This is a genomic window from Paenisporosarcina sp. P5_A11 (assembly GCF_056400705.1).
Window position 1 is genome coordinate 1 of sequence record NZ_JBFUKT010000026.1, and the last position, 19,920, is coordinate 19,920.

The window sequence follows — 19,920 nt, forward strand, 5'->3', positions numbered from 1 at the left end:
AACAAAACGTTCAAGCATGGAAGGAAAATAATATACATGAAAAACCATTCCGCTCATGGAATGGTTTTTCTGTCTGTTATACTATTGGTACTACAACGTTAAGAAATCATGGAGGCATTTATGCAAAGTTGGTATCAAATATTCCCTAAAAACCCGTATGTCAGTATTTATATTTGGATTATATTTTGTATTCTGCCGTTATTTTATATATTTAAATCCTATTCCCCTTCTGAAAGCTTTCTTGGATTGCTTTTAGTAGTTGCGTTCTTTTTAACTTATCGTCAATCTTTTATTTCCAAAGGATGGCGTATGTATGTTTGGATTGCCGTTCAAATAGCCATAAGCATTACATTAATTATTTTATTTGGGTATCTATATTTTTCCTTATTCTTAGCATTTTTCATTGGTAACATTCGTAATAAGGCTGGTTTTATCACAATGTATGTCGTTCACCTCGTTACCACAATGGTGTCCGTCAGTATTGGCTTTTTTACTCAATCCGACTTATTTGTTTCACAATTCCCTTTTATTCTTATCGGTGTAATTGGCGTTATTTTATTGCCATTTAATGCTTACAATCGGAACAAACAAGAAAAATTAGAAGGTCAATTAGAAAATGCAAACAAACGGATTTCTAAATTGCTTGTTTCGCAGGAACGCCAAAGAATTGCACGTGATCTACATGATACATTAGGTCAAAAGCTCTCTTTAATTGGGTTAAAAAGTGATTTAGCTAGCAAAGTAATTGAAAAAGATCCCCTTCGCGCTAAGCAAGAACTTCTTGATATTAACCACACAGCTCGAATTGCATTAAAAGAAGTGCGAGAACTCGTTTCCAATATGCGTGCTGGTAAACTAGAAGAGGAACTGTTACGTGTACAACAGATCTTAAAAGCAGCCGATATTGATTTTCGAGTAAAAGGGAATCCAGTATTAAAAGATACTCCGTTGCTTGTCGAAAACGTCCTAAGCATGTGTTTAAAAGAAGCCGTCACCAATGTTGTAAAACACAGTCAATCATCATTTTGCCATGTCTTAATTAAACAAACTCAAACTGAATTATTTCTTCAAGTACAAGATAATGGAATTGGTTTTGAGAAGGATAGACAATTTTTAGATGGAAACGGATTACGCGGAATGAAGGAACGGTTAGAGTTCGTTAATGGCCATTTAGAGATTTCAGGTTTAGATGGCACAACCCTTAATATACATGTACCTCACGTTATCCTACAATCGGTTAAGGAGGATTTATCATGATTCGTATTGTGTTAGCAGAAGATCAACGCATGTTACTTGGTGCACTTGGGTCATTACTCGATTTGGAGGATGACATGGAAGTTGTAGGAAAAGCTCATAATGGTGATGAAGTTCTTAATTTGGTCCATGAATTAAATCCAGATGTGTGCATTATGGATATTGAAATGCCTTCCAAAACGGGTTTAGATGCTGCAGAAGAGTTAAAAGAGCATGATTGCAAAGTCATTATTCTTACGACATTTGCTCGAACTGGTTATTTTGAACGTGCGCGAAAAGCCAACGTCATGGGGTATTTATTAAAAGATAGTCCAAGTGAAGACTTGGCGAACTCAATTCGCAGTATTATGGAAGGTCGTCGCGTCTATGCTCCTGAACTTATCGATCTTGCTTATAGCGGAGAAGATAACCCTTTAACCGACCGTGAGCATCAAGTTCTCGAACTCATTGCAAACGGGAAAAATACGAAAGAAATCGCTAGTCAGATGTACATTACGACAGGTACTGTGAGAAACTATATTTCCGTCATTTTGGATAAATTGGATGTAACGAATCGGATTGAAGCTATTTCGAGATTTAAGGAAAAAGGCTGGTTTAAATAAGTAGCTCTGTTAAAACTAAACTGTTGTTTATCATACATTTGCGCTTCATATAGAGAGTTTTCATTAACATAGCATTTCTAATAGTTAAATTGTGTTTGGATAGTAAGGAAGCAAATTCTCTCTTTTTATAAGAGTCTAAGTTAAACTTTACTGTTGTTTATCATACATTTGCGCTAGCCGCATGAGCCAACAGGAAGTGGGCCATGAAGKGGTTGCCACAAAGTTTCTCGCATTGCTTTTTGCGACGAGTAACCGCAGGAGCAATTTCYCGCWTTGCWTTTTGCGACGAGTAACCGCAGGAGCAATTTCTCGCWTKGCWTTTTGCGACGAGTAACCGCAGGAGCAGGACGTGGCGTTTTTAACCWTCGTTCCTKTRCATGCTAGGCGCAAATRTACTCTTTCGTTTATGAGGGGTTAAAGGAGTAATTGTCGATGGATCAAAAAAGTATAACCGAATTTATTATCCAGAAATATCAAGAAGATGAACAAGTCATGATTCAATTGTTTGTACAGTGGTGTCAAAATCATAAGATTGATCCTTTTGCTCTTTATCAAAAGGCTTATCCCTCTCAAGGGCCAAATGAAGCAATTAAAACTATTATCGATAGTAACGAACCAATAATGGAGCTTGATATTGATTCTGGCACTCTCATTGAAGTTCTTCAGTTGTTCGGCAATGACGACCTTGCGTTTGTTGTGTCAGAGGAAGCAGATAAGTTTCCAGATTTGATGTAACGTTGTAATTACATTTTTGATATTCAAACAAGTTTAAAGGTCGCTCCAGACGCTTTTCCCTGCTGCACCTTGATCTAGAGAATAAATAAGGATGGGTAAGTGACTTGGTCACTTGCCCATCCCTCTTTTTTTAGATCATCCTGCGGCGGGTGCACGTCATTCGCTCCCTTTCAACCTTGATGGACTTAGTGATACTGGTTTGATTTACTAAAGAATATTTTGCTTATTTTAAGTAGATATTTGGCCGAAGATGCTATTTCGGCCTCTTTTTGCTTCTTTTATTTTTATTACTACTTTTCTGCATATGTAAAGGTGCAGTACAGTGCCTTCCAAAGTCCCCTGCGATTTCACTTGTAAGCAATTAAAAGCCATTAATTTGTATTCCAATATTTTACTTTTACAACTAAACAAAAATTTGTTTTTTAAAAAAGACTGAACCCCTAAAAGGCTCAGTCTTTTTTCTGCATTCAATGCTTATTTAATCATTTTAGAAGGGTCTACGATTCTGTCGAATTCTTCTTCTGTTAATAAGCCGCTTTGAAGTGCGGATTCTTTTAATGTTGTGCCGTTTTCATGTGCTTGTTTGGCAATTTTTGCTGCATTTTCGTAGCCTATATGGGGATTTAATGCAGTTACTAACATGAGCGAATTGCTGACATGGTGTGAAAGTTGTTCCACATTTGGTTTGATACCAGCGACGCAAAGGTCATGGAAGCTTCGCACACTGTCACTTAGTAACCTGACGGATTGCATGAAGTTATAGAAGATGACCGGTTTAAAGACGTTTAATTCAAAGTTGCCTTGGCTTGCGGCGAAGCCAATAGACGCATCATTCCCCATGACTTGAACTGCCACCATCGTCAATGCTTCACTTTGAGTAGGATTTACTTTCCCTGGCATAATTGAACTTCCTGGCTCATTTGCTGGGATTGTAATTTCACCAATTCCACTTCTAGGACCGCTAGCTAGCCACCGGACGTCATTTGCAATCTTCATTAAATCAGCTGCTAATGCTTTCAGTGCTCCATGTGCATACACCAACTGATCATGACTCGTTAGAGCATGAAATTTATTAGAAGACGATACAAACTTATGACCCGTGTCTTCACTTATTTCAGTTGCTACACGGTCCCCAAACTCTGCGTGAGCATTTATACCAGTCCCGACAGCAGTCCCTCCAATAGCAAGCTCCGATACATGAACCAAACTTTCACGAATCATTTCCTCACTTTTAACAACCATATGTTTCCAGCCACTTATTTCTTGTCCTAATGTTAAGGGGGTCGCATCTTGTAAATGGGTTCTACCAATTTTGATGATATCTTTAAATTCTTCTTCCTGATTACTAAAAGTTGTGCGTAATCGTTCAAGTTCCGGCAACAACAAGGTCTGAATAACTTCTACAGCTGCGATATGCATGGCTGTTGGAAATGTGTCATTGGAACTTTGGGATTTATTCACATCATCGTTTGGATGAAGCAATTCTTCGCTCCCATCGTCCTTCAACAATTGATTCCCCCGATAGGCAATTACTTCATTCACATTCATATTGGATTGTGTACCGCTTCCTGTTTGCCAAACGACTAACGGGAAATGTTCATTCCACTTTCCTTCGCTAATTTCTGTAGCTGCACGAGAAATTGCCTGCATCTTATCTTTGGACAAGGTACCTAAATCATAATTCACTTTTGCAGCTGCCTTCTTTAATACGGCAAAGGCATGAATTAATTCAATTGGCATTAATTCAGATCCAATGACAAAATTTTCTTTACTACGTTGTGTTTGTGCTCCCCACATTTTATCAGCGGGTACTTGAATCTCTCCAATGGAATCGTGCTCCATTCTGAATTTCATGAAACCTCTCCTTAAAAGAATTTTTAAAAATAAATTCTTACATTTTTAAAAGACAGAAAATTATATCTTTTAATAGAATAACATGAAATAACGTAAATCTTGAACCAGTTAGGCTTAGAAAACCATAGACCACTTCAGTATTCCCAATTAACTAACCGTATATTTCACTAAAAAATACAAAAAAGCACTCCTTAAAACCTGTGATGGTTTGAATAAGAAGTGCTCTTTTTTATGATTGAATCAAGTTTAAGAATTGTCTTGTACGTTCTTCTTTTGGATGTGTAAACATGTCACTTGGTTTGCTGCGCTCGATGATTTTCCCTTGGTCCATAAAGATGACTTCGTTTGCGACGTCATTTGCAAATCGCATTTCATGCGTGACAACCATCATGGTAATTCCTTCGTTCGCTAAGTCTTTCATAACTTGTAATACTTCTCCAACTAACTCTGGGTCTAGGGCTGACGTTGGTTCATCAAACAGCATTACTTTAGGTTCTAATGCTAATGCTCTCGCGATGCCGACTCGTTGTTGTTGCCCACCTGATAATTGATGTGGGTAGAAATCAAGCTTGTCTCCGAGTCCTACTTTATTCAACAACTGTTCGGCTTTAGCTCTTGCATCAGTTTTTGACATCTTTTTCACGATGACCGGTCCTTCCATAACATTTTGAAGAGCGGTCATATGAGGAAAGAGATTGTAATGTTGGAAAACCATTGCTGACTCTCTTCTCAGTAAATCTATTGTTCTTTTATTCACGGTATTAGAGAAATCTGCAGTTTGTTCATCAATTGTGATGCTACCAGCAGTCGGAACTTCTAGTATATTTAAGCATCTCAGTAACGTTGTTTTCCCTGATCCAGAAGGTCCAATGACAACAATTACTTGGCCTTTGTTGACTTGCAAATCAATTCCTTTTAGTACTTCAAGATCCCCAAATTTTTTGTGTAATCCATTTATTGAAATCATCTTATGCTCCCTTCTTCTTCATCCATTTATTCAATTGAGTTATCTCGATACATAGCGATCGAAGCGATGTTCCAATCGACCTTGGATAAGCGAAAGGAAGAAACAGATAATCCAATAGATAATTGCTACTTCAGTATATAAAAGCAAAAATTCATAATTGGTGGCAGCAATTTCTTGTGCACGTCTGAACATTTCCGTTACAAGAATTAAAGAGGCCAATGAAGTATCTTTTACTAAACTAATAAAAGTATTCGATAGCGGTGGAATAGAAACGCGTGTTGCTTGTGGTAAAATTACGCGTCTCAATGTTTGCGTATATGACATCCCTATCATATGTGCTGCTTCCCATTGACCTTTTGGAATGGATAAAATAGCTGCACGAATGACTTCAGAAGCATACGCTCCAACGTTTAATGAAAAACCAATTACTGCTGCTGGGAATGGATCAATGACCACTCCAACTGATGGCAATCCATAAAACAGGATAAATAGTTGTACTAATAAAGGTGTACCACGAATTGCGGACACATAAAAACGTGCAATCCATTGGAAAGGCTTAACTGTAGATATTCGAGCTAAAGCTGTAAGTATAGCTAATATAAGACCAACAACGAAAGTGATTAGTGATAAAGGAAGCGTATATACAAGAGCACCCTCCAGCAAAGGCTGAAGGGAAGATTGTGCAATATCTAAGGAGCGCTCCATTTTTTCAGGGTCGATAGAAAAATTATTCCAAAACATTTTCGCCGAACCATTTATCTGAAATTTTCTCATATGTGCCATCTTCAATCATTTCTTTTAATGCTCCATTTACAGCTTCCACTAACGTTTCGTTGTCTTTATTAAACATCAAGCCACTTTGAGCTGCATCGCCAGCTTCGTCTACAATTTGGATATTTGCATCTGGTTTTTGTTTTAAGAAATCTAAAACAGAAAGATTATCATTAACTGTAACATCTACACGTTTTGAGTTTAACAATTCTATCGCTTGATTGAATCCATCAACTCCTACTAATTCTGCACCATTTGATTTAGCAATTTCTGCATAGTTACTTGTTAAAGATTGTGCTGATTTTAAACCATCAATATCTTCAAAGCTTTTCACATCTTTATTTCCTTTTTGTGTTACTAATACAGCTACCGATGAAATATATGGTTCAGAGAAATCATATTTCTCCATACGTTCTTCATTAATACCTACTTGGTTAGCGATCATGTCAAAACGTTTAGAGTCCAGTCCTGCAAATATAGCATCCCATTGTGTTTCCATGAATTTCGCTTTAACGCCTAAACGTGAAGCTACTTCTTCAGCAATTTCAACATCAAAACCAGTTAATTTACCCGTTTCATCGTGGTAAGTGAATGGTGGGTATGTACCTTCTGTACCAACTAATAACTCTCCTTCTTCTTGCACTTTCGCTAATAAATCTCCTTCTGTCGATCCTGTGTTATTATCGTCTTTTTTTGCATTATTATCTTTTGCAGTTCCACAAGCTGATAATACGAAAACAGCTGTTAGTATCATTAATAGTACTAAACTAATTTTTTTCATTTCTATTCCTCCTAATTCAGATAGACTTGCTTGGTATTATTCATCTTATAACATGAAAAACCGCCAGTCAAAATAAATATCTTCACCTATTAATACCCGAATTATTAAGAATTATCACTTTTATTTAATTCCTTCAAAAAATGATGAAAAAAATCTATCTCCATCAACTTATCAATTCCCTTTTAATTGAAAAAAATTAATCAATACCACATAAAAAAGAGTGAATGTTTAAACAAATACAATTATACTTATTATTAGTTCGATATCCGTAATAAAAGGGAGAGATGAAGATGGTTAAAAGTTTACCTATACGTTCAGAAGTTAAAAAAGACGAAACGTGGAACTTACAAGACTTATTCACATCAGAAGAATCTTATCAAACTGCACTTGTACAACTTGAAAAAGAAGTAGATGCTTTTTGCACAAAATTCAAAGGTAGTATCAAAGATGCACAGTCGGCTGTAGATGCTTTAAAAGGGTATGCACAAATTTATGAACAGTTCGTTCCAATCGGTACTTACGCAAGCCTCGCTTACAGTACAGACCAAACAGATAGCGATGCACAGATGCGTTCTGCTAAATTCGGTTCAGTCTCTGCAAATTTAAGCAGTAAACTATCATTTGTGGATAGTGAATTACTAGAGTTACCTGTAGAAATATTAGAAGACGCATTGAAAAACTCAGATGAATTTGGTCACTACTTAAAAAAATTAATTCGCAGAAAACCACATCAGCTTCATCCTGAAGTGGAGAAAACGTTAGCCGCGTACTCTTCTTCATTCGGTGGTCCTTACGAGTTGTACAATACAACTAAAATGGTCGATTTATCTTTTGAAGATTTCGAAGTTAACGGCAAGAAATACCCGTTAAGCTACGTATTGTTTGAAGGAGACTGGGAAGCAGAAACGGATACTGAGATACGACGTGCTGCATTCGAGTCATTCTCCAATCAAATTAAAAACTATCAGCACACCACTGCAAAAACATATGATATGAAAGTGCAAATTGAAAAAACGACCTCAGATTTACGTGGTTTTGACAATATGTTTGATCATTTATTATTTGGACAAGAAGTTGACCAATCCCTATTTAATCGTCAAATCGATTTAATCATGAGCGAACTTTCACCACATATGCGTAAGTATGCAAAACTTCTTCAAGACGTTCACGGCCTAGAGGAAATGACATTTGCAGACTTGAAGATTCCATTAGATCCTTCTTATGAACCTAAAATTACGATTGAAGAATCAAAGAAATATATGAATGATGCACTTGCCATTATGGGTGACGATTATTTAGACATGGTCAACCGTTCATTTGATGAGCGTTGGATTGACTTTGCGCAAAATAAAGGGAAATCCACTGGTGCTTTCTGTTCTAGCCCATACGGTTCACATCCTTACATCTTAATTTCTTGGTCCAGCCGCATGAACGAGGTGTTTGTATTAGCTCATGAACTTGGACATGCAGGCCATTTCTATAATGCACATAAAAAACAGAACGTCTTTAATTCTCGCCCATCCTTGTACTTCATCGAAGCACCATCGACGATGAATGAAATGTTAATGGCGAATCACTTACTTGCGAACTCAGACGATCCAAAGTTCAAGCGTTGGGTTATAGCGTCTATCGTGTCACGTACTTACTACCATAACTTCGTAACACAYTTACTCGAAGCTGCTTTCCAACGAAAAGTATATGAACGTGTGAATGCAGGTCACAATGTTAATGCGGGGATATTAAATGAAATCAAACGTGGCGTATTAGAAGAATTCTGGGGTGATGCAGTCGACATTACACCAGGTGCTGAATTAACTTGGATGCGCCAGCCCCACTACTACATGGGCTTATACCCTTACACGTACAGTGCTGGATTAACAATTTCAACACAAGTATCAAAACGCATATTAGAAGAAGGCGAACCCGCAGTTGCCCAGTGGTTAGAAGTTCTTCAAGCAGGTGGCACAAAGTCACCAGTTGAACTTGCTCAAATGGCAGGTGTCGATATAACAACTGAAAAACCTCTTCGTGACACTATTGCCTACATCGGAGAATTAGTTGATGAATTGGTGAAATTAACAGAAGAAATTGAAGCAGTAACTACTAAATAATATAAAAAACGAACCTGAACCACGATTAACGTGGTTCAGGTTCGTTTTTATATTATTATATTTTTATCACTTTCTGGCAATAGATGATGGGAGATTTTCATCTATATAAAGTTGAGGTAAAGTCGGAAGCGCATTCAGCTTTTGTTTGAAAAAAGTAAACAAGAAGCATCCAACGATTACAGTCACACTCCCCACCCCTTGTATCAGAGTCAGTCTTTCTCCTAGCCACATAAAAGCAATGAAAGCTGTGAAAATCGGATTAAAATTTAAGAACATGCCTGATGTTGTTGCGCCTATTTTTTGGACACCAATATTCCATAACAACATGCACAACACAGTCGATACAACACCTGTGTATAAAATAGATTGCACAAAGGATGCATTCAAATTCGTAATAGTAAAATCGTGTACATTTAAAGGAATTAATACAATAACGCCAAAAACCCCAGAATATAACGTAGCCATCAATGGTGTTGTATACTTCATCGCCCATTTGCTTACGATCGAATACAATCCCCATACACAAACAGCTGCAACCATCAATAAGTCTCCTTTATTGAAACCAATTGAAAATAGCATCTCGAAGTGTCCTTTTGAAAGAACTAAAAGCACGCCAACAAATGAAATCAACATTGAACCTAACTGCCATGTATTTATCTTTTCTTTCAAAAATAAAAAGGAAAACAAGGCAATGGAAAACATATTTAACGTAGAGATCAACCCTACATTCGTAGCTGAAGTAAAATCTAACGCAAGAAATTGAAAGAGATTAAATAATACAACGCCTGTTATTCCCATTAGTAGCAAAGGAAGAATCGCTTTTCGTGATACCGAAAGACTCTTTTCTTTCCACCAGACAATTGGAATAAGACAAAGGACTGCAATTAACCATCTCAATGTGGTCAAAGTTACCGGAGAAGCATGATCAACTAACGTTTTTCCGACAACAAAATTCCCACCCCATAAAAAACTTGTAAATAATAATAAAAAATAATATAAATACGGCATGACCTACAACCCCTTCATGGCTATAAGATAATTTTAGCATGATAAAGGTTTACACCATATATTATTTTGTCATTCTCATTAATTTCGATATAATCAAAAGAATATACAACAAAAACCTTAACTTATTCCATATTCATCGTTTTATTATTGAGATTTCAGAATAAACCGCAAAGGAGCATCTACATGGAAACGCCTATTAATAAAGCACTCGATTCAATCGACCTTCAAATTCTCGATATTTTACAAAGACAAGCGAATATTAGTAACGCTGAACTTGGACGACGTGTGAATTTATCACCACCTGCTACTCACGCTCGTATTAAACGTTTAGAAAACGAAGGCTATATCCAAAAACAAGTCGCAATTCTAGACCAGCAAAAATTGGGATTTGACCTTCTTTGCTATATCTTCATAAGTACTGATATCCATCAAGCCGGGCAATTGGAAATCCTTGAAAACAGCTTAGAAGCCATGCCAGAAGTATTGGAATGTCATTGCCTTACAGGTGAATATGATTATTTATTAAAAGTGGCTAATAAAAATCGACAAGGTCTAGAAGAATTTATTCGCAAACTTAACAAACTGGGCATCTCTCGCATCCAAACAAGCCTAGCTCTTCGAGAAATTAAACACTCCACCATCTTGCCTATATTAATTCCTTAGAGGGCTGTTATCCAAGTTTCAGGTGAACTACCAGTGCTGCTTCAAGCATGGTGAAGGGGCGATTATCTCTGAATTAGTTGATTATTACTTGAAAAATGATTTGACGGTCGTCAACAAAAACAGTTTGGCTATATGACTGATTTCTTACTTGACCGGGTAGAATGATTTAAAAAATCCGCACTGAATTCATAATTAGAATCTAATACAATTTTCCCAATCCAGGTGACATAACACCCGGATTGGGAAGTAACAGGGGCTTTAAGTCAATAAAACAAGCTGCCTTTTAAGGCAACTTGTTTTTCAGCTAAAGCATCCGTTAGTTGAACAACTTAAGCCCGTATTTTACAATTCTACCTTAATGATAGATGTATGGGCTCTGGCAGTGTTTTTTAAATAATCTTCTTGGAGAAGTCCATAAACAGCACAGTCCTTGTATTGATTCTTGGCATTACGAATCATGTGCCTAATCGTTCCTTCTTGTTCCATACCAACTTTACTCATAATTTTTCCAGAAGCCGCATTATCGAGGTTATGTGCTGCGGATATCTTATGGATATTCATATGCCTAAAGCCAAATTCCATAACCGATTTTAACGATTCAGTCCCATAGCCCTGATTCCACCATTTATATCCAAGCGAATAACCTACCTCACAGTTTTCAGTGGCACTGTCAAAATTAAAGAAATCGATTGCCCCAATTAGTTCACCGCTAGCTTTCAGTTGAATACCCCAGTAACAAAATTTTTCACTGCCATATTCACTTACAATCCCAGCCACCCTCTCAATTGTTTCCGAAACAGTCTTATGTGCTCCTTTAATTAGATTGTCAGTTACCCGTTCGTCTGAAAGCCAATTGTCAAAGACGCTTTGAGCATCTGTGAGTTCTAATCTTCTTAGGCTTAAACGGTCGGTTTCTATCGTTGGTGTTCCTGAATAGTTAATCATCCTGTCACCCTCTCAAATAAACTCATAAAATAAAATCCAACTTCTTAATCCTTTTCTATAAACTTTCATAAAAATCCTTGTTCAACTAAACTGCCCCGTTAGTTGAACAAGAAACTGGATGATCCATCGGCCAGCCATCGATTCAATCTCTGAACTGGCATGCATCTCGCATACACCGTAGGTTGACATAACACCACGACTAGGAAGTTAGCCCCCGTATCCTCTTTCCATCGAATCCCTTCTGAATTTTCCCTTTTATTTTGCCTTTCGTCTTAAATGAACTGATCCCCATTGTACTAAAGATTTTTCCATGTAAAAAAGCGGCAGTTGTTGAAAACTGCCGCTTTGAATGTCTAATCCCTCTTTGGAGAGGACAAATGAGGAGGGATTAACTTTTTTTTATAGAAAAAAGCAACCGTGTTCATGACAGGTGCAGGAATTTTTTTCGGAAAATATGGCTTCTTATAATAAAGAAGATAGACTGATTTCAAATCACTCCATTGGGTACAATCCTTAGTTTGTCTAAACCGTGCGACATCAATTAGTTTGATGTCATTATTGGATGTGATTATAATATTTCTCAGATGAATGTCGGAAGGATTTAATCCTTTATTAGCAGCTAATAGTAGTGCGGTGTCAATTTCCTTTATATGATCGGTCGTAATCGGAATGCCTTGATTCACGCACTCAAATAAGGTACGTCCCTCAATGTAATCCATGACAATATAATTAAGACCAGAATCATAAATAGTCGGGAAATAGGATATATCTTGTAATGCTAAATATATATCAGCTTCTTCTTTTGCGATGTAAGTAAAATCAGGAAAGAATAACTTAATTGCTTTATTTGAATTATTAATTCGAAAAACAAATGCACTTCTTCCAGTCCCTATGAGTTTTAGTGAATCATCATAATGAAGTAATCGATTTTTCTTGGGGGATATCACCACTGTATTTGCAAGTTCTTGATATGTGTTCAAGCATTAACCTCCTATACATTATAATAAATAAAAAGAGACGATATAACCAAAAATTGGTCACAACGTCTCAAATAAATAAAAGACCTCACCAAATAATTGGTAAGGTCTCGCAAACAACTGAAGTTGCCAACAAAGCCGAGGACTGACAATCCTGTATTGACGATTTTGCTGTATAGCTACTCCCCTTAATGGAAGATAAATATTAACTTTGTATCGTAAGTATAGGCCCTACCTCGACCAATCGTCAATTATGTTCATCCATAGACCTTTTAAATATGAAAAACTCGCATATTATCCAACTATTCTTGTCATACATATTGCGGGAATCGAAATTTATTGTGCTACTTAAAATCAATAAACAATGAATTATCGAGGTGTTGTTGCAGCCACTATATTTAGCATATTGTTACCACCTACCGAACGCTTGTCTATGTCTACTGAGACACACTAATAAAAAACCGGTAATCCACAAAGTATGGATTACCGGTTTCCCAAAATATTTTGCCGTTTATACACTTTAATTAAAGTTCCTACCCTGTTTATTCGCAATATCATTTGTAAGGTCATTTAAATTTTGTTCGTTTTGATTTTCATTTGATTGATTGTTTAAATCTTTTTCACCCTGATAATCTTCTTGTGGATTATTAATAACTTGTTCTCCACGGTTATCATGAAGTTTTTGATTTTGCTTCAATTCTTTTTCGTTCTCTTCTTGCTGCTTCTGACGCTTTTCTACTTCTGTATGTTCGGGTTCAAATTCAGGAAACTCATTTTCTTTAGTCATTAAAATGCCTCCTTTAGAATTATTAGACTTGTTTGTATTATTCCCTTCAGCACAAGTAACAAACATGTTATTTGTAGAATATGGATTTAGACCTACTACCAGATATAGTTGAACTATTTGTATTTCACTAGGACTTTCGACTGAAATATGTTTGAAATTACTTACTCCAGCTTAGAAAGTGGTAGAATCAAAATAGACACTTCACGGACAAGGAGCTCAATTACATATGAAAATTTATGACGTTACAATAGTAGGCGCTGGGCCTGCTGGATTATTCACTGCATTTTACGGAGGCATGCGTCAAATGTCAGTTAAAATCATTGAAAGTTTACCAAATGTCGGAGGACAGTTAACTGCTCTTTATCCAGAAAAATACATATATGATATTGCTGGATTTCCGAAAATTAGAGCAAAAGATTTAGTCGATAACTTATCAGAACAACTCGCTATCTTTTCACCGACCATCATCACAGGTGAGTCAGTGGAAGATATGACTAGACTTGAGGATGGTACATGGCAGCTTACTACCGAATCAGATACACACTTAACTAAATCTGTCATTTTCACGACAGGAAATGGTGCATTCGAACCGAAACGCTTAGAACTCGAAGCAGCAATCCAATATGAAGGCACTCAACTCCATTATTTCGTGGATGACATGGGCAAATTCGCTGGCAAAGATATCGTGTTATTTGGCGGTGGAGATTCAGCGGTGGATTGGGCACTTATGCTAGAACCAATTGCAAACTCTGTCACACTTGTTCATCGACGCGATTCTTTCCGCGCTCACGAACATAGCCTAGAGTTACTAAAACAGTCTTCTGTTGTCATTAAAACACCATACGTTGTTGATCATTTCGAACCTGAAGGCGATAATTTTACGCATGTTGCTGTGCGAAATACAAACGGCGAGGTTGAATTACTGAAGGCCGATCATGTTATCGTTAATTATGGTTTCCGTTCACATATAGGGAATATGAAAGAATGGGGCATGGATATGGAACGCCATGCAATAAAAGTAAATTCTAAAATGGAAACGACACTTCCTGGTGTTTATGCAGTCGGTGATAGCAACATTTATGAAGGCAAAGTTAAGCTCATCGCCTGTGGATTTGGTGAAGCACCAATTGCAATAAATGCAGCAAAACACTTCGTCAATCCAGAAACTAAAAATCACGTGAAGCACTCTACAGACTTGTTTTCACATTAAAAGTCAGTAGTACATTGTTAGACCGAACGTAAGTCAAACAAAAAAGAGTAGGAGAATTCCCTAAGAATTCCCTACTCTTTTTTATATTGCTTACGAATTAACTTTTATTGGACCTCTATTAGCATCCTCACACAAATAGTTACGCAACTTCGTTACTGGGCTATAGAAAAACTGAATCATGGGACCAATCATCAGGGTGACAAAAATCGTACCCAAACCAATTGGACCTCCAAGTAAGAATGCAATGATTAGCACGCCAAGCTCCATCATCGTTTTTGAGACAGCCATGCTTTTCCCAGTGATTGTTTGAATAGCTATCATTAATGTATCCATGGGGTTGCGAGCAATCTTAGACTGTAAATAACAAGCAATGCCCACAGCAATTACTGCCACTCCCCCACCTAACATTGCTAATTGAATCGCAAGCATTGGCACTTGAAAATTAGCAAAAACAAATAGAAGCCAAAAATCAATTAAAAACCCCACACCGAGTACGGGTATCACCGCAGAAACATCAATTCGTTCTTTTAACAGAAGCGCATTGACGAAAATCAGTAAAATCCCTACAATAAAAATCCATGTACCTACACTAAGGCCAAAATGTTCATTCAACCCCACATACATGGCATCCCAAGCTCCAGCACCTAAATCAGCCAAAATGATTAAACTAATTCCCAAAGACAAAAACGTTAATCCAACTAAATAAAATACTGCGATGATGCTTCGATTTTTCATAATAACTCCTTTATTTTTATATTCCGCTCAATTGAATGATTGAATCATCTTATCATGAATTGAACTTGATTCGCTATTTTTGTAATTCATAAAAAATTGCTTTTTCACTAAGATTGGATTAAGATTCGTTATTAATTTTTTGTTATCTGCAAAAATCAAGAAATGTTGAACCATTAAATAGAAAAGGATACAAAAATTAAGTAAACCGTTCAATATTGAATCACTTTTTCGTAAATAAAGCCCAAAATAGGCACCCAATTTAGATGCCTATTTTTTATTATTATATCAAGGTTTGTATCTATTTTACTTCCCAATTGTGCATTTTTGACAGATCTATTAACAGTTATTGTGCGAATCGGCTATATAATTAGGCATCTAAAACGGCGGTGAAATGAATATTCGTGATGGAAAAAGATATAAAAAAACACTGAGGATTATCTCAGCGTTTTTCTCGTTTTAATTGTTTAGTTAGAGATATTTTCTACTCCCTTATTGAACTAAAGCACTCGTTAGTTTAACAAGGATTATCTGATGTTATTATTGTTTTTATCTAAGTCTGGTGCCGTGTCTACTTAAGGTGTTGGCTCCCTTAGTAATTCTAAAAAGTATGGGCTAAATCCTTAGCCCGTGCAATTGCGTTTTCTTTAATTTCTTGTGCTTTATCTGGCATTGCAGCATGACCTTCTATAAATAAGCCTTCAAATGAAGGTACTCCATAGAATTGCATAATAATATTTAAATAGCGGTGACCCATTTCCATTTGAGCTGCAGGTCCTTCTGAATAAATTCCTCCACGAGCTTGTATATGTAAAGCTTTTTTATCAGTTAAAAGACCAACTGGACCTTGTTCTGTATATTTAAATGTTTTACCAGCCACAGATACTGAATCAATATATGCTTTCAATACTGGCGGGAAAGAAAAGTTCCACAAAGGTGTAACAAAAACATATTTATCTGCTGAAATAAATTGTTCACATAGTTCTGATAGTCTACTTACTTTTGCTTTCTCATCTGATGAAAGCTCTTCAAATCCCTTTCCAGATTGAAGTTTACCCCAACCACTAAAAATATCTATATCAATTTGTGGAATATTTTCCTTAAAAAGGTCAACATTCACAATTTCGTCGTTTGGATTTGCTTCTTTATAATTGTCGATAAAAGCCTTTCCTACTGCCATACTGTAAGACTGAGTGTCATCATGTGGATGAGCTGTAATGTACAATACTTTTGTCATTTCGTACTTCCTTTCTTTCTTCCTTGTTTATGTGGATAATTTAGAATATATATTCATAAACTACTGTAAAAAATTAAAAAGAGATATTGCACATCCCTATTCAGTTTTATTCATCATATAAGGATTTCCACTTATTTTTTTTCGTATTTCATCTGTTAATGCAAATGCTTCATTGTTGTTTTCTTCACTCTCTAAAGCATCAACATTTTGGAAACTTCCATCATAATGTAGTGGTTTACTTTCCATATAATTTCACCTCCAGAAATTGTAGTATATCCATTATTCAACTAATTATTTACCCTTATCAGTAGCTTATTTTGAAAATTAATAATTTATTAATTTTAATCATTCCTTAACAAAACTGCCCAAAAACATTGATTCAATCAGCAAGCTGACATTACTTCAGGATTAGGTAGTTAACGCCTTCGGTCTGAAATGGAGGAGAAAATGAAAAAGGATGGAATGAACTAGTTGACAACAGTAAGGTAAACTGAAACCAAACCAAAGGCGCGGCAACGCCAATGGTTTGGTTTCATAAGTAGATCGGTTGCTACAAAAGGCATTCAGCCGGATAAAACAATAATCCACCCGAACCGGTTATATTTGCTTCATTATATTAATGATAAAAGCCATTTATTTTTTACAAAGTGACTCAAAACTGAACTTTTCTTATTAACCTAATTTTTTCACTAATTCTTTTACGACCAATGGTGTTGATTGTGGGTTTTGACCAGTGATTAATTTACCGTCCACAACGGATTGCTCAGGCCAACAAAATAGCTGTGACCTTACATTGTCTATCCCTTAAGGTGTATATTGCATTTTGATTGCAATATATCACGTATATACTATTTGTAGTATAATGGAAGAAGTTTCTTTATATACAAATAAGCCTGACAGGAAAGGTTGTTTCCTAAATGCCCATACCACTGAATCATAATAAGCCTGTCCGTATTTCTGCAAAAGAAAATGCTTTTAATCAGTTACAACAATGGATAACCGATGGCACATTACGTCCTGAAGAAAAATTAAATGACAACGAGTTAGCTCGAGCATTAGGTGTCAGTAGAACGCCTATCCGCGAGTCATTGCAACTACTTGAAGTACAAGGGTTCGTAGAAATGTTTCCTGGAAAAGCAACTCAAGTAACGAAAGTTAAAAAAGAGGATATAATTGATCTTCTCCCACCACTTGCAGCTCTGCAGGCTCTTTCTGCTGAACTTGCGGTTCCGAATTTAAATGAACAAATCATCCGTAATTTAGAAGATACTAATGAACGTTTCTCTAAAGCAGTCCACACCGAAGATTACTTTTTAGCTCTCAAAGTTGATGAAGAGTTTCATCAAATCATTGTTGATGCAGCAAATAACCCATACATAACTTCAATGGTCGCTTCTTTACAAGCGCATGTCAGAAGACTATTTTTCCATAATTCGATTGTCTTAACGACTTATTCGATTCAACAACATGACACGATTATCGATTGTTTGAAAAAGCGAGACGCACTGCTTGTTTCTCAATTAATGAGAGATAATTGGCTCCGTGCCATTGAAGAATTTTATTCACGTGAAGATGATGATAAAGAGTGACTCTGAAGATTCAGAGTCTTTTTTTGTGTCTATTTGTCACTGTTAGCTATAACTAATTAAAAACCCCCACATCTCTGTTTTATAATCAGAGATGTGGGGGTTTAGTTTATTATGAAGTTACTTTTTTATAAACAGGAACAATGGATAGATTGAATACACGTCCGAGAATTCCTGTAACTACCATGACCAGTAATACTGGAACAAGCCATCCTAGACCTTGGCTATAAAATGGCAAGGTATTCTCATAAAACGATACAATAGGCTTCATCCAAACAAAATAGTCGATACTTAATGAAGTACATAAGGTTTTAAGACCATCGATACTACTGATCAGAAAGGTAACTATCGTAGCAGATACATATACGAGCCTTGCATGATTAAATAATGAGGATGTAAATGTCAGTAACATCAACACGATTGCAAGTGGATAAATAAACATTAAAACCGGAATCGAGTATGTAATTATATTCGATAAGCCGATATTTGAAACAACTAAAGAGAACAGTGAAAAAATAACAATATAAGCTTTATAACTAATTTTCGGGAACAAGGAATTGAAATACTCTCCACAAGCCATAGTCACACCGATACTAGTAGTTAAACAGGCTAAGAAAATAATAACCGCCATCAAGATCATTCCGAATGATCCAAAATAATGAGAAGCTGTACCGCTGAGAACTGGACCACCTGAGTCAAATAATCCTAGCAATTGTGTACTCGTTGCCCCCAAATAAGCAATTCCCACATAAACGATTCCGAGTAGTAAAATAGCAATTCCCCCGGACTTCGTCGTCGCTAGCAGAATGCCACGCTTTGAAGTGACGCCCATTTTCCGAATGGTATTGATGACAATTATCCCAAATACAAGGGAAGCCAGTGCATCCATCGTATTGTAACCTTCTGTAAAGCCTTTCATGAACGCACCACTTGCATATGCTTCTTGAGGCTCTCCAATAGAACCCATAGGCTTTACAATAACCATAATTAATAGAACAAATAACAGCACTAAGATAGCTGGTGATAACACTTTTCCTACTCGATCAATTAGTTTGGCTGGGTTTAGAGAGAACCAAAGAGTAATTCCGAAGAAAATAACTGTAAAGATTCCTAACGCTATTTGCTCATACCCACTACCGACAAACGGTGCAATACCTACTTCATAAGAAACAGCACCTGTTCTTGGAATCGCAAAAAAAGGACCGATTGTTAAGTACAATACTGACGTAAAAATAACCGCATACAGTGGATGTATTCGACTCGCGAGATCTTGTAAACTTCGACTACCCGAATACCCCATCGCTAAAAGTCCAAGGAAAGGTAGGCCTATTCCTGTAATTAAAAACCCGGTGATAGCAACCCAAACATTTGAACCGGCATTCTGGCCGAGAGAAGCCGGAAAGATTAAATTCCCTGCTCCAAAAAATAAAGCAAATAACATAACGCCAATAACCAAATACGATGAAAACGACAATTTAGTCTCCATACTCTTTCCTCCTATTTAACCTTCTTTGATTGTTAATTAATCGAGTATTTCTATTTCCAATATGCAATATATCACTGAAACCAATCCTACTCCCTTTAATCGCAAAATGMAATATATTGCATAAAATATTTTAAATAATTTTATTTGTTTGTTTTTAATCAAAAGACACTAAAGAGCATGCTACTCTGAATCCTCAGAAGTAACAAAGTGAAAG

19 protein-coding genes are annotated in these 19,920 nt (G+C 36.4%); 7 read left to right on the forward strand and 12 right to left on the reverse strand.

Translation table 11 applies throughout. From position 1 onward, the window contains the following. Window positions 1-120: 120 nt before the first annotated feature. The 3 genes from AC1DOS_RS06615 (at window position 121) to AC1DOS_RS06625 (ending at window position 2,591) form a co-directional block, all read left to right on the forward strand. Window positions 121-1,257, forward strand: a complete 1,137-nt coding sequence (locus AC1DOS_RS06615; RefSeq protein WP_477536858.1) for a sensor histidine kinase — start codon at window positions 121-123, stop codon at window positions 1,255-1,257. Beyond that, window positions 1,254-1,856, forward strand: coding sequence for a response regulator transcription factor (locus AC1DOS_RS06620; RefSeq protein WP_108584882.1), 603 nt, complete (start codon window positions 1,254-1,256; stop codon window positions 1,854-1,856). Before AC1DOS_RS06615 ends, AC1DOS_RS06620 begins: the two co-directional genes overlap by 4 nt. A 432-nt stretch (window positions 1,857-2,288) precedes the next feature. Next, window positions 2,289-2,591, forward strand: coding sequence for a hypothetical protein (locus tag AC1DOS_RS06625; protein WP_477536859.1), 303 nt, complete (start codon window positions 2,289-2,291; stop codon window positions 2,589-2,591). 474 nt (window positions 2,592-3,065) lie between these two features. Here the strand turns inward: AC1DOS_RS06625 and fumC are convergent, their stop codons facing one another. From fumC to AC1DOS_RS06645, 4 genes are all read right to left on the reverse strand, one after another. Continuing rightward, complete coding sequence (gene fumC / locus AC1DOS_RS06630) at window positions 3,066-4,445, reverse strand: class II fumarate hydratase (RefSeq protein ID WP_477536860.1); 1,380 nt, start codon at window positions 4,443-4,445, stop codon at window positions 3,066-3,068. A 229-nt stretch (window positions 4,446-4,674) separates the two neighbouring features. Next, a complete protein-coding gene (locus AC1DOS_RS06635; RefSeq protein WP_108584879.1) occupies window positions 4,675-5,412 on the reverse strand; it encodes an amino acid ABC transporter ATP-binding protein in 738 nt (245 codons plus the stop codon). A gap of 39 nt (window positions 5,413-5,451) precedes the next feature. Beyond that, window positions 5,452-6,186, reverse strand: coding sequence for an amino acid ABC transporter permease (locus AC1DOS_RS06640; RefSeq protein ID WP_477536861.1), 735 nt, complete (start codon window positions 6,184-6,186; stop codon window positions 5,452-5,454). Continuing rightward, on the reverse strand, window positions 6,140-6,964 hold the full coding sequence (locus AC1DOS_RS06645; protein WP_477536862.1) for an amino acid ABC transporter substrate-binding protein: 825 nt from the start codon (window positions 6,962-6,964) through the stop codon (window positions 6,140-6,142). Before AC1DOS_RS06645 ends, AC1DOS_RS06640 begins: the two co-directional genes overlap by 47 nt. 290 nt (window positions 6,965-7,254) lie before the next feature. Between AC1DOS_RS06645 and pepF the strand changes: the two genes are divergently transcribed. Further along, window positions 7,255-9,075: an oligoendopeptidase F gene (pepF, locus tag AC1DOS_RS06650; protein WP_477536863.1), complete on the forward strand. Its 1,821-nt coding sequence runs from the start codon at window positions 7,255-7,257 to the stop codon at window positions 9,073-9,075. Between the two features lie 66 nt (window positions 9,076-9,141). Here pepF and AC1DOS_RS06655 read toward each other — a convergent pair whose 3' ends face one another. Continuing rightward, window positions 9,142-10,083: a DMT family transporter gene (locus AC1DOS_RS06655; RefSeq protein WP_477536864.1), complete on the reverse strand. Its 942-nt coding sequence runs from the start codon at window positions 10,081-10,083 to the stop codon at window positions 9,142-9,144. Between the two features lie 183 nt (window positions 10,084-10,266). Here AC1DOS_RS06655 and AC1DOS_RS06660 point away from each other — a divergent pair, with 183 nt between their 5' ends. Next, window positions 10,267-10,746 (forward strand): Lrp/AsnC family transcriptional regulator, encoded by a 480-nt coding sequence (locus AC1DOS_RS06660; RefSeq protein WP_477536865.1) that lies wholly within the window; start codon window positions 10,267-10,269, stop codon window positions 10,744-10,746. 342 nt (window positions 10,747-11,088) lie between these two features. Here the strand turns inward: AC1DOS_RS06660 and AC1DOS_RS06665 are convergent, their stop codons facing one another. The 3 genes from AC1DOS_RS06665 to AC1DOS_RS06675 all read right to left on the reverse strand — a co-directional run bounded on the left by AC1DOS_RS06665 (window position 11,089) and on the right by AC1DOS_RS06675 (window position 13,455). Further along, window positions 11,089-11,691, reverse strand: coding sequence for a GNAT family N-acetyltransferase (locus tag AC1DOS_RS06665; RefSeq protein ID WP_477536866.1), 603 nt, complete (start codon window positions 11,689-11,691; stop codon window positions 11,089-11,091). A gap of 353 nt (window positions 11,692-12,044) precedes the next feature. Further along, a complete protein-coding gene (locus AC1DOS_RS06670) occupies window positions 12,045-12,671 on the reverse strand; it encodes a protein kinase family protein (RefSeq protein WP_477536867.1) in 627 nt (208 codons plus the stop codon). Window positions 12,672-13,188: 517 nt separating this feature from the next. After that, window positions 13,189-13,455, reverse strand: a complete 267-nt coding sequence (locus AC1DOS_RS06675; protein WP_477536868.1) for a hypothetical protein — start codon at window positions 13,453-13,455, stop codon at window positions 13,189-13,191. Window positions 13,456-13,681: 226 nt separating this feature from the next. Between AC1DOS_RS06675 and AC1DOS_RS06680 the strand changes: the two genes are divergently transcribed. Then, the gene (locus tag AC1DOS_RS06680; RefSeq protein WP_477536869.1) at window positions 13,682-14,665 is read left to right on the forward strand and encodes an NAD(P)/FAD-dependent oxidoreductase; all 984 of its coding nucleotides are present in this window, start codon (window positions 13,682-13,684) and stop codon (window positions 14,663-14,665) included. Window positions 14,666-14,755: 90 nt separating this feature from the next. Here AC1DOS_RS06680 and AC1DOS_RS06685 read toward each other — a convergent pair whose 3' ends face one another. The 3 genes from AC1DOS_RS06685 to AC1DOS_RS06695 form a co-directional block, all read right to left on the reverse strand. Further along, window positions 14,756-15,400: a YczE/YyaS/YitT family protein gene (locus tag AC1DOS_RS06685; RefSeq protein ID WP_477536870.1), complete on the reverse strand. Its 645-nt coding sequence runs from the start codon at window positions 15,398-15,400 to the stop codon at window positions 14,756-14,758. A gap of 598 nt (window positions 15,401-15,998) precedes the next feature. Continuing rightward, the gene (locus AC1DOS_RS06690; RefSeq protein ID WP_108584866.1) at window positions 15,999-16,634 is read right to left on the reverse strand and encodes an FMN-dependent NADH-azoreductase; all 636 of its coding nucleotides are present in this window, start codon (window positions 16,632-16,634) and stop codon (window positions 15,999-16,001) included. Between the two features lie 96 nt (window positions 16,635-16,730). Then, on the reverse strand, window positions 16,731-16,880 hold the full coding sequence (locus tag AC1DOS_RS06695; RefSeq protein ID WP_477536871.1) for a hypothetical protein: 150 nt from the start codon (window positions 16,878-16,880) through the stop codon (window positions 16,731-16,733). Between the two features lie 671 nt (window positions 16,881-17,551). On the opposite strand from AC1DOS_RS06695, the gene AC1DOS_RS06700 reads away from it, so the two are divergent. Then, complete coding sequence (locus tag AC1DOS_RS06700; protein WP_477536872.1) at window positions 17,552-18,223, forward strand: GntR family transcriptional regulator; 672 nt, start codon at window positions 17,552-17,554, stop codon at window positions 18,221-18,223. Window positions 18,224-18,332: 109 nt separating this feature from the next. On the opposite strand, the gene brnQ is transcribed toward AC1DOS_RS06700, so the two are convergent. Next, window positions 18,333-19,706 carry a branched-chain amino acid transport system II carrier protein gene (brnQ, locus tag AC1DOS_RS06705; RefSeq protein WP_477536873.1) on the reverse strand — a complete coding sequence of 458 codons (1,374 nt, stop codon included), beginning with the start codon at window positions 19,704-19,706 and terminating at the stop codon, window positions 18,333-18,335. Window positions 19,707-19,920 lie beyond the last annotated feature (214 nt).

Coding starts and splice junctions, on each gene's coding strand:
- AC1DOS_RS06615 (WP_477536858.1), top strand. CDS start 121: ATGCAAAGTTGGTATCAAATATTCCCTAAAAACCCGTATGTCAGTATT.
- AC1DOS_RS06620 (WP_108584882.1), top strand. CDS start 1,254: ATGATTCGTATTGTGTTAGCAGAAGATCAACGCATGTTACTTGGTGCA.
- AC1DOS_RS06625 (WP_477536859.1), top strand. CDS start 2,289: ATGGATCAAAAAAGTATAACCGAATTTATTATCCAGAAATATCAAGAA.
- fumC (WP_477536860.1), bottom strand. CDS start 4,445: ATGAAATTCAGAATGGAGCACGATTCCATTGGAGAGATTCAAGTACCC.
- AC1DOS_RS06635 (WP_108584879.1), bottom strand. CDS start 5,412: ATGATTTCAATAAATGGATTACACAAAAAATTTGGGGATCTTGAAGTA.
- AC1DOS_RS06640 (WP_477536861.1), bottom strand. CDS start 6,186: ATGAGAAAATTTCAGATAAATGGTTCGGCGAAAATGTTTTGGAATAAT.
- AC1DOS_RS06645 (WP_477536862.1), bottom strand. CDS start 6,964: ATGAAAAAAATTAGTTTAGTACTATTAATGATACTAACAGCTGTTTTC.
- AC1DOS_RS06655 (WP_477536864.1), bottom strand. CDS start 10,083: ATGCCGTATTTATATTATTTTTTATTATTATTTACAAGTTTTTTATGG.
- AC1DOS_RS06660 (WP_477536865.1), top strand. CDS start 10,267: ATGGAAACGCCTATTAATAAAGCACTCGATTCAATCGACCTTCAAATT.
- AC1DOS_RS06665 (WP_477536866.1), bottom strand. CDS start 11,691: ATGATTAACTATTCAGGAACACCAACGATAGAAACCGACCGTTTAAGC.
- AC1DOS_RS06675 (WP_477536868.1), bottom strand. CDS start 13,455: ATGACTAAAGAAAATGAGTTTCCTGAATTTGAACCCGAACATACAGAA.
- AC1DOS_RS06680 (WP_477536869.1), top strand. CDS start 13,682: ATGAAAATTTATGACGTTACAATAGTAGGCGCTGGGCCTGCTGGATTA.
- AC1DOS_RS06685 (WP_477536870.1), bottom strand. CDS start 15,400: ATGAAAAATCGAAGCATCATCGCAGTATTTTATTTAGTTGGATTAACG.
- AC1DOS_RS06690 (WP_108584866.1), bottom strand. CDS start 16,634: ATGACAAAAGTATTGTACATTACAGCTCATCCACATGATGACACTCAG.
- AC1DOS_RS06695 (WP_477536871.1), bottom strand. CDS start 16,880: ATGGAAAGTAAACCACTACATTATGATGGAAGTTTCCAAAATGTTGAT.
- AC1DOS_RS06700 (WP_477536872.1), top strand. CDS start 17,552: ATGCCCATACCACTGAATCATAATAAGCCTGTCCGTATTTCTGCAAAA.
- brnQ (WP_477536873.1), bottom strand. CDS start 19,706: ATGGAGACTAAATTGTCGTTTTCATCGTATTTGGTTATTGGCGTTATG.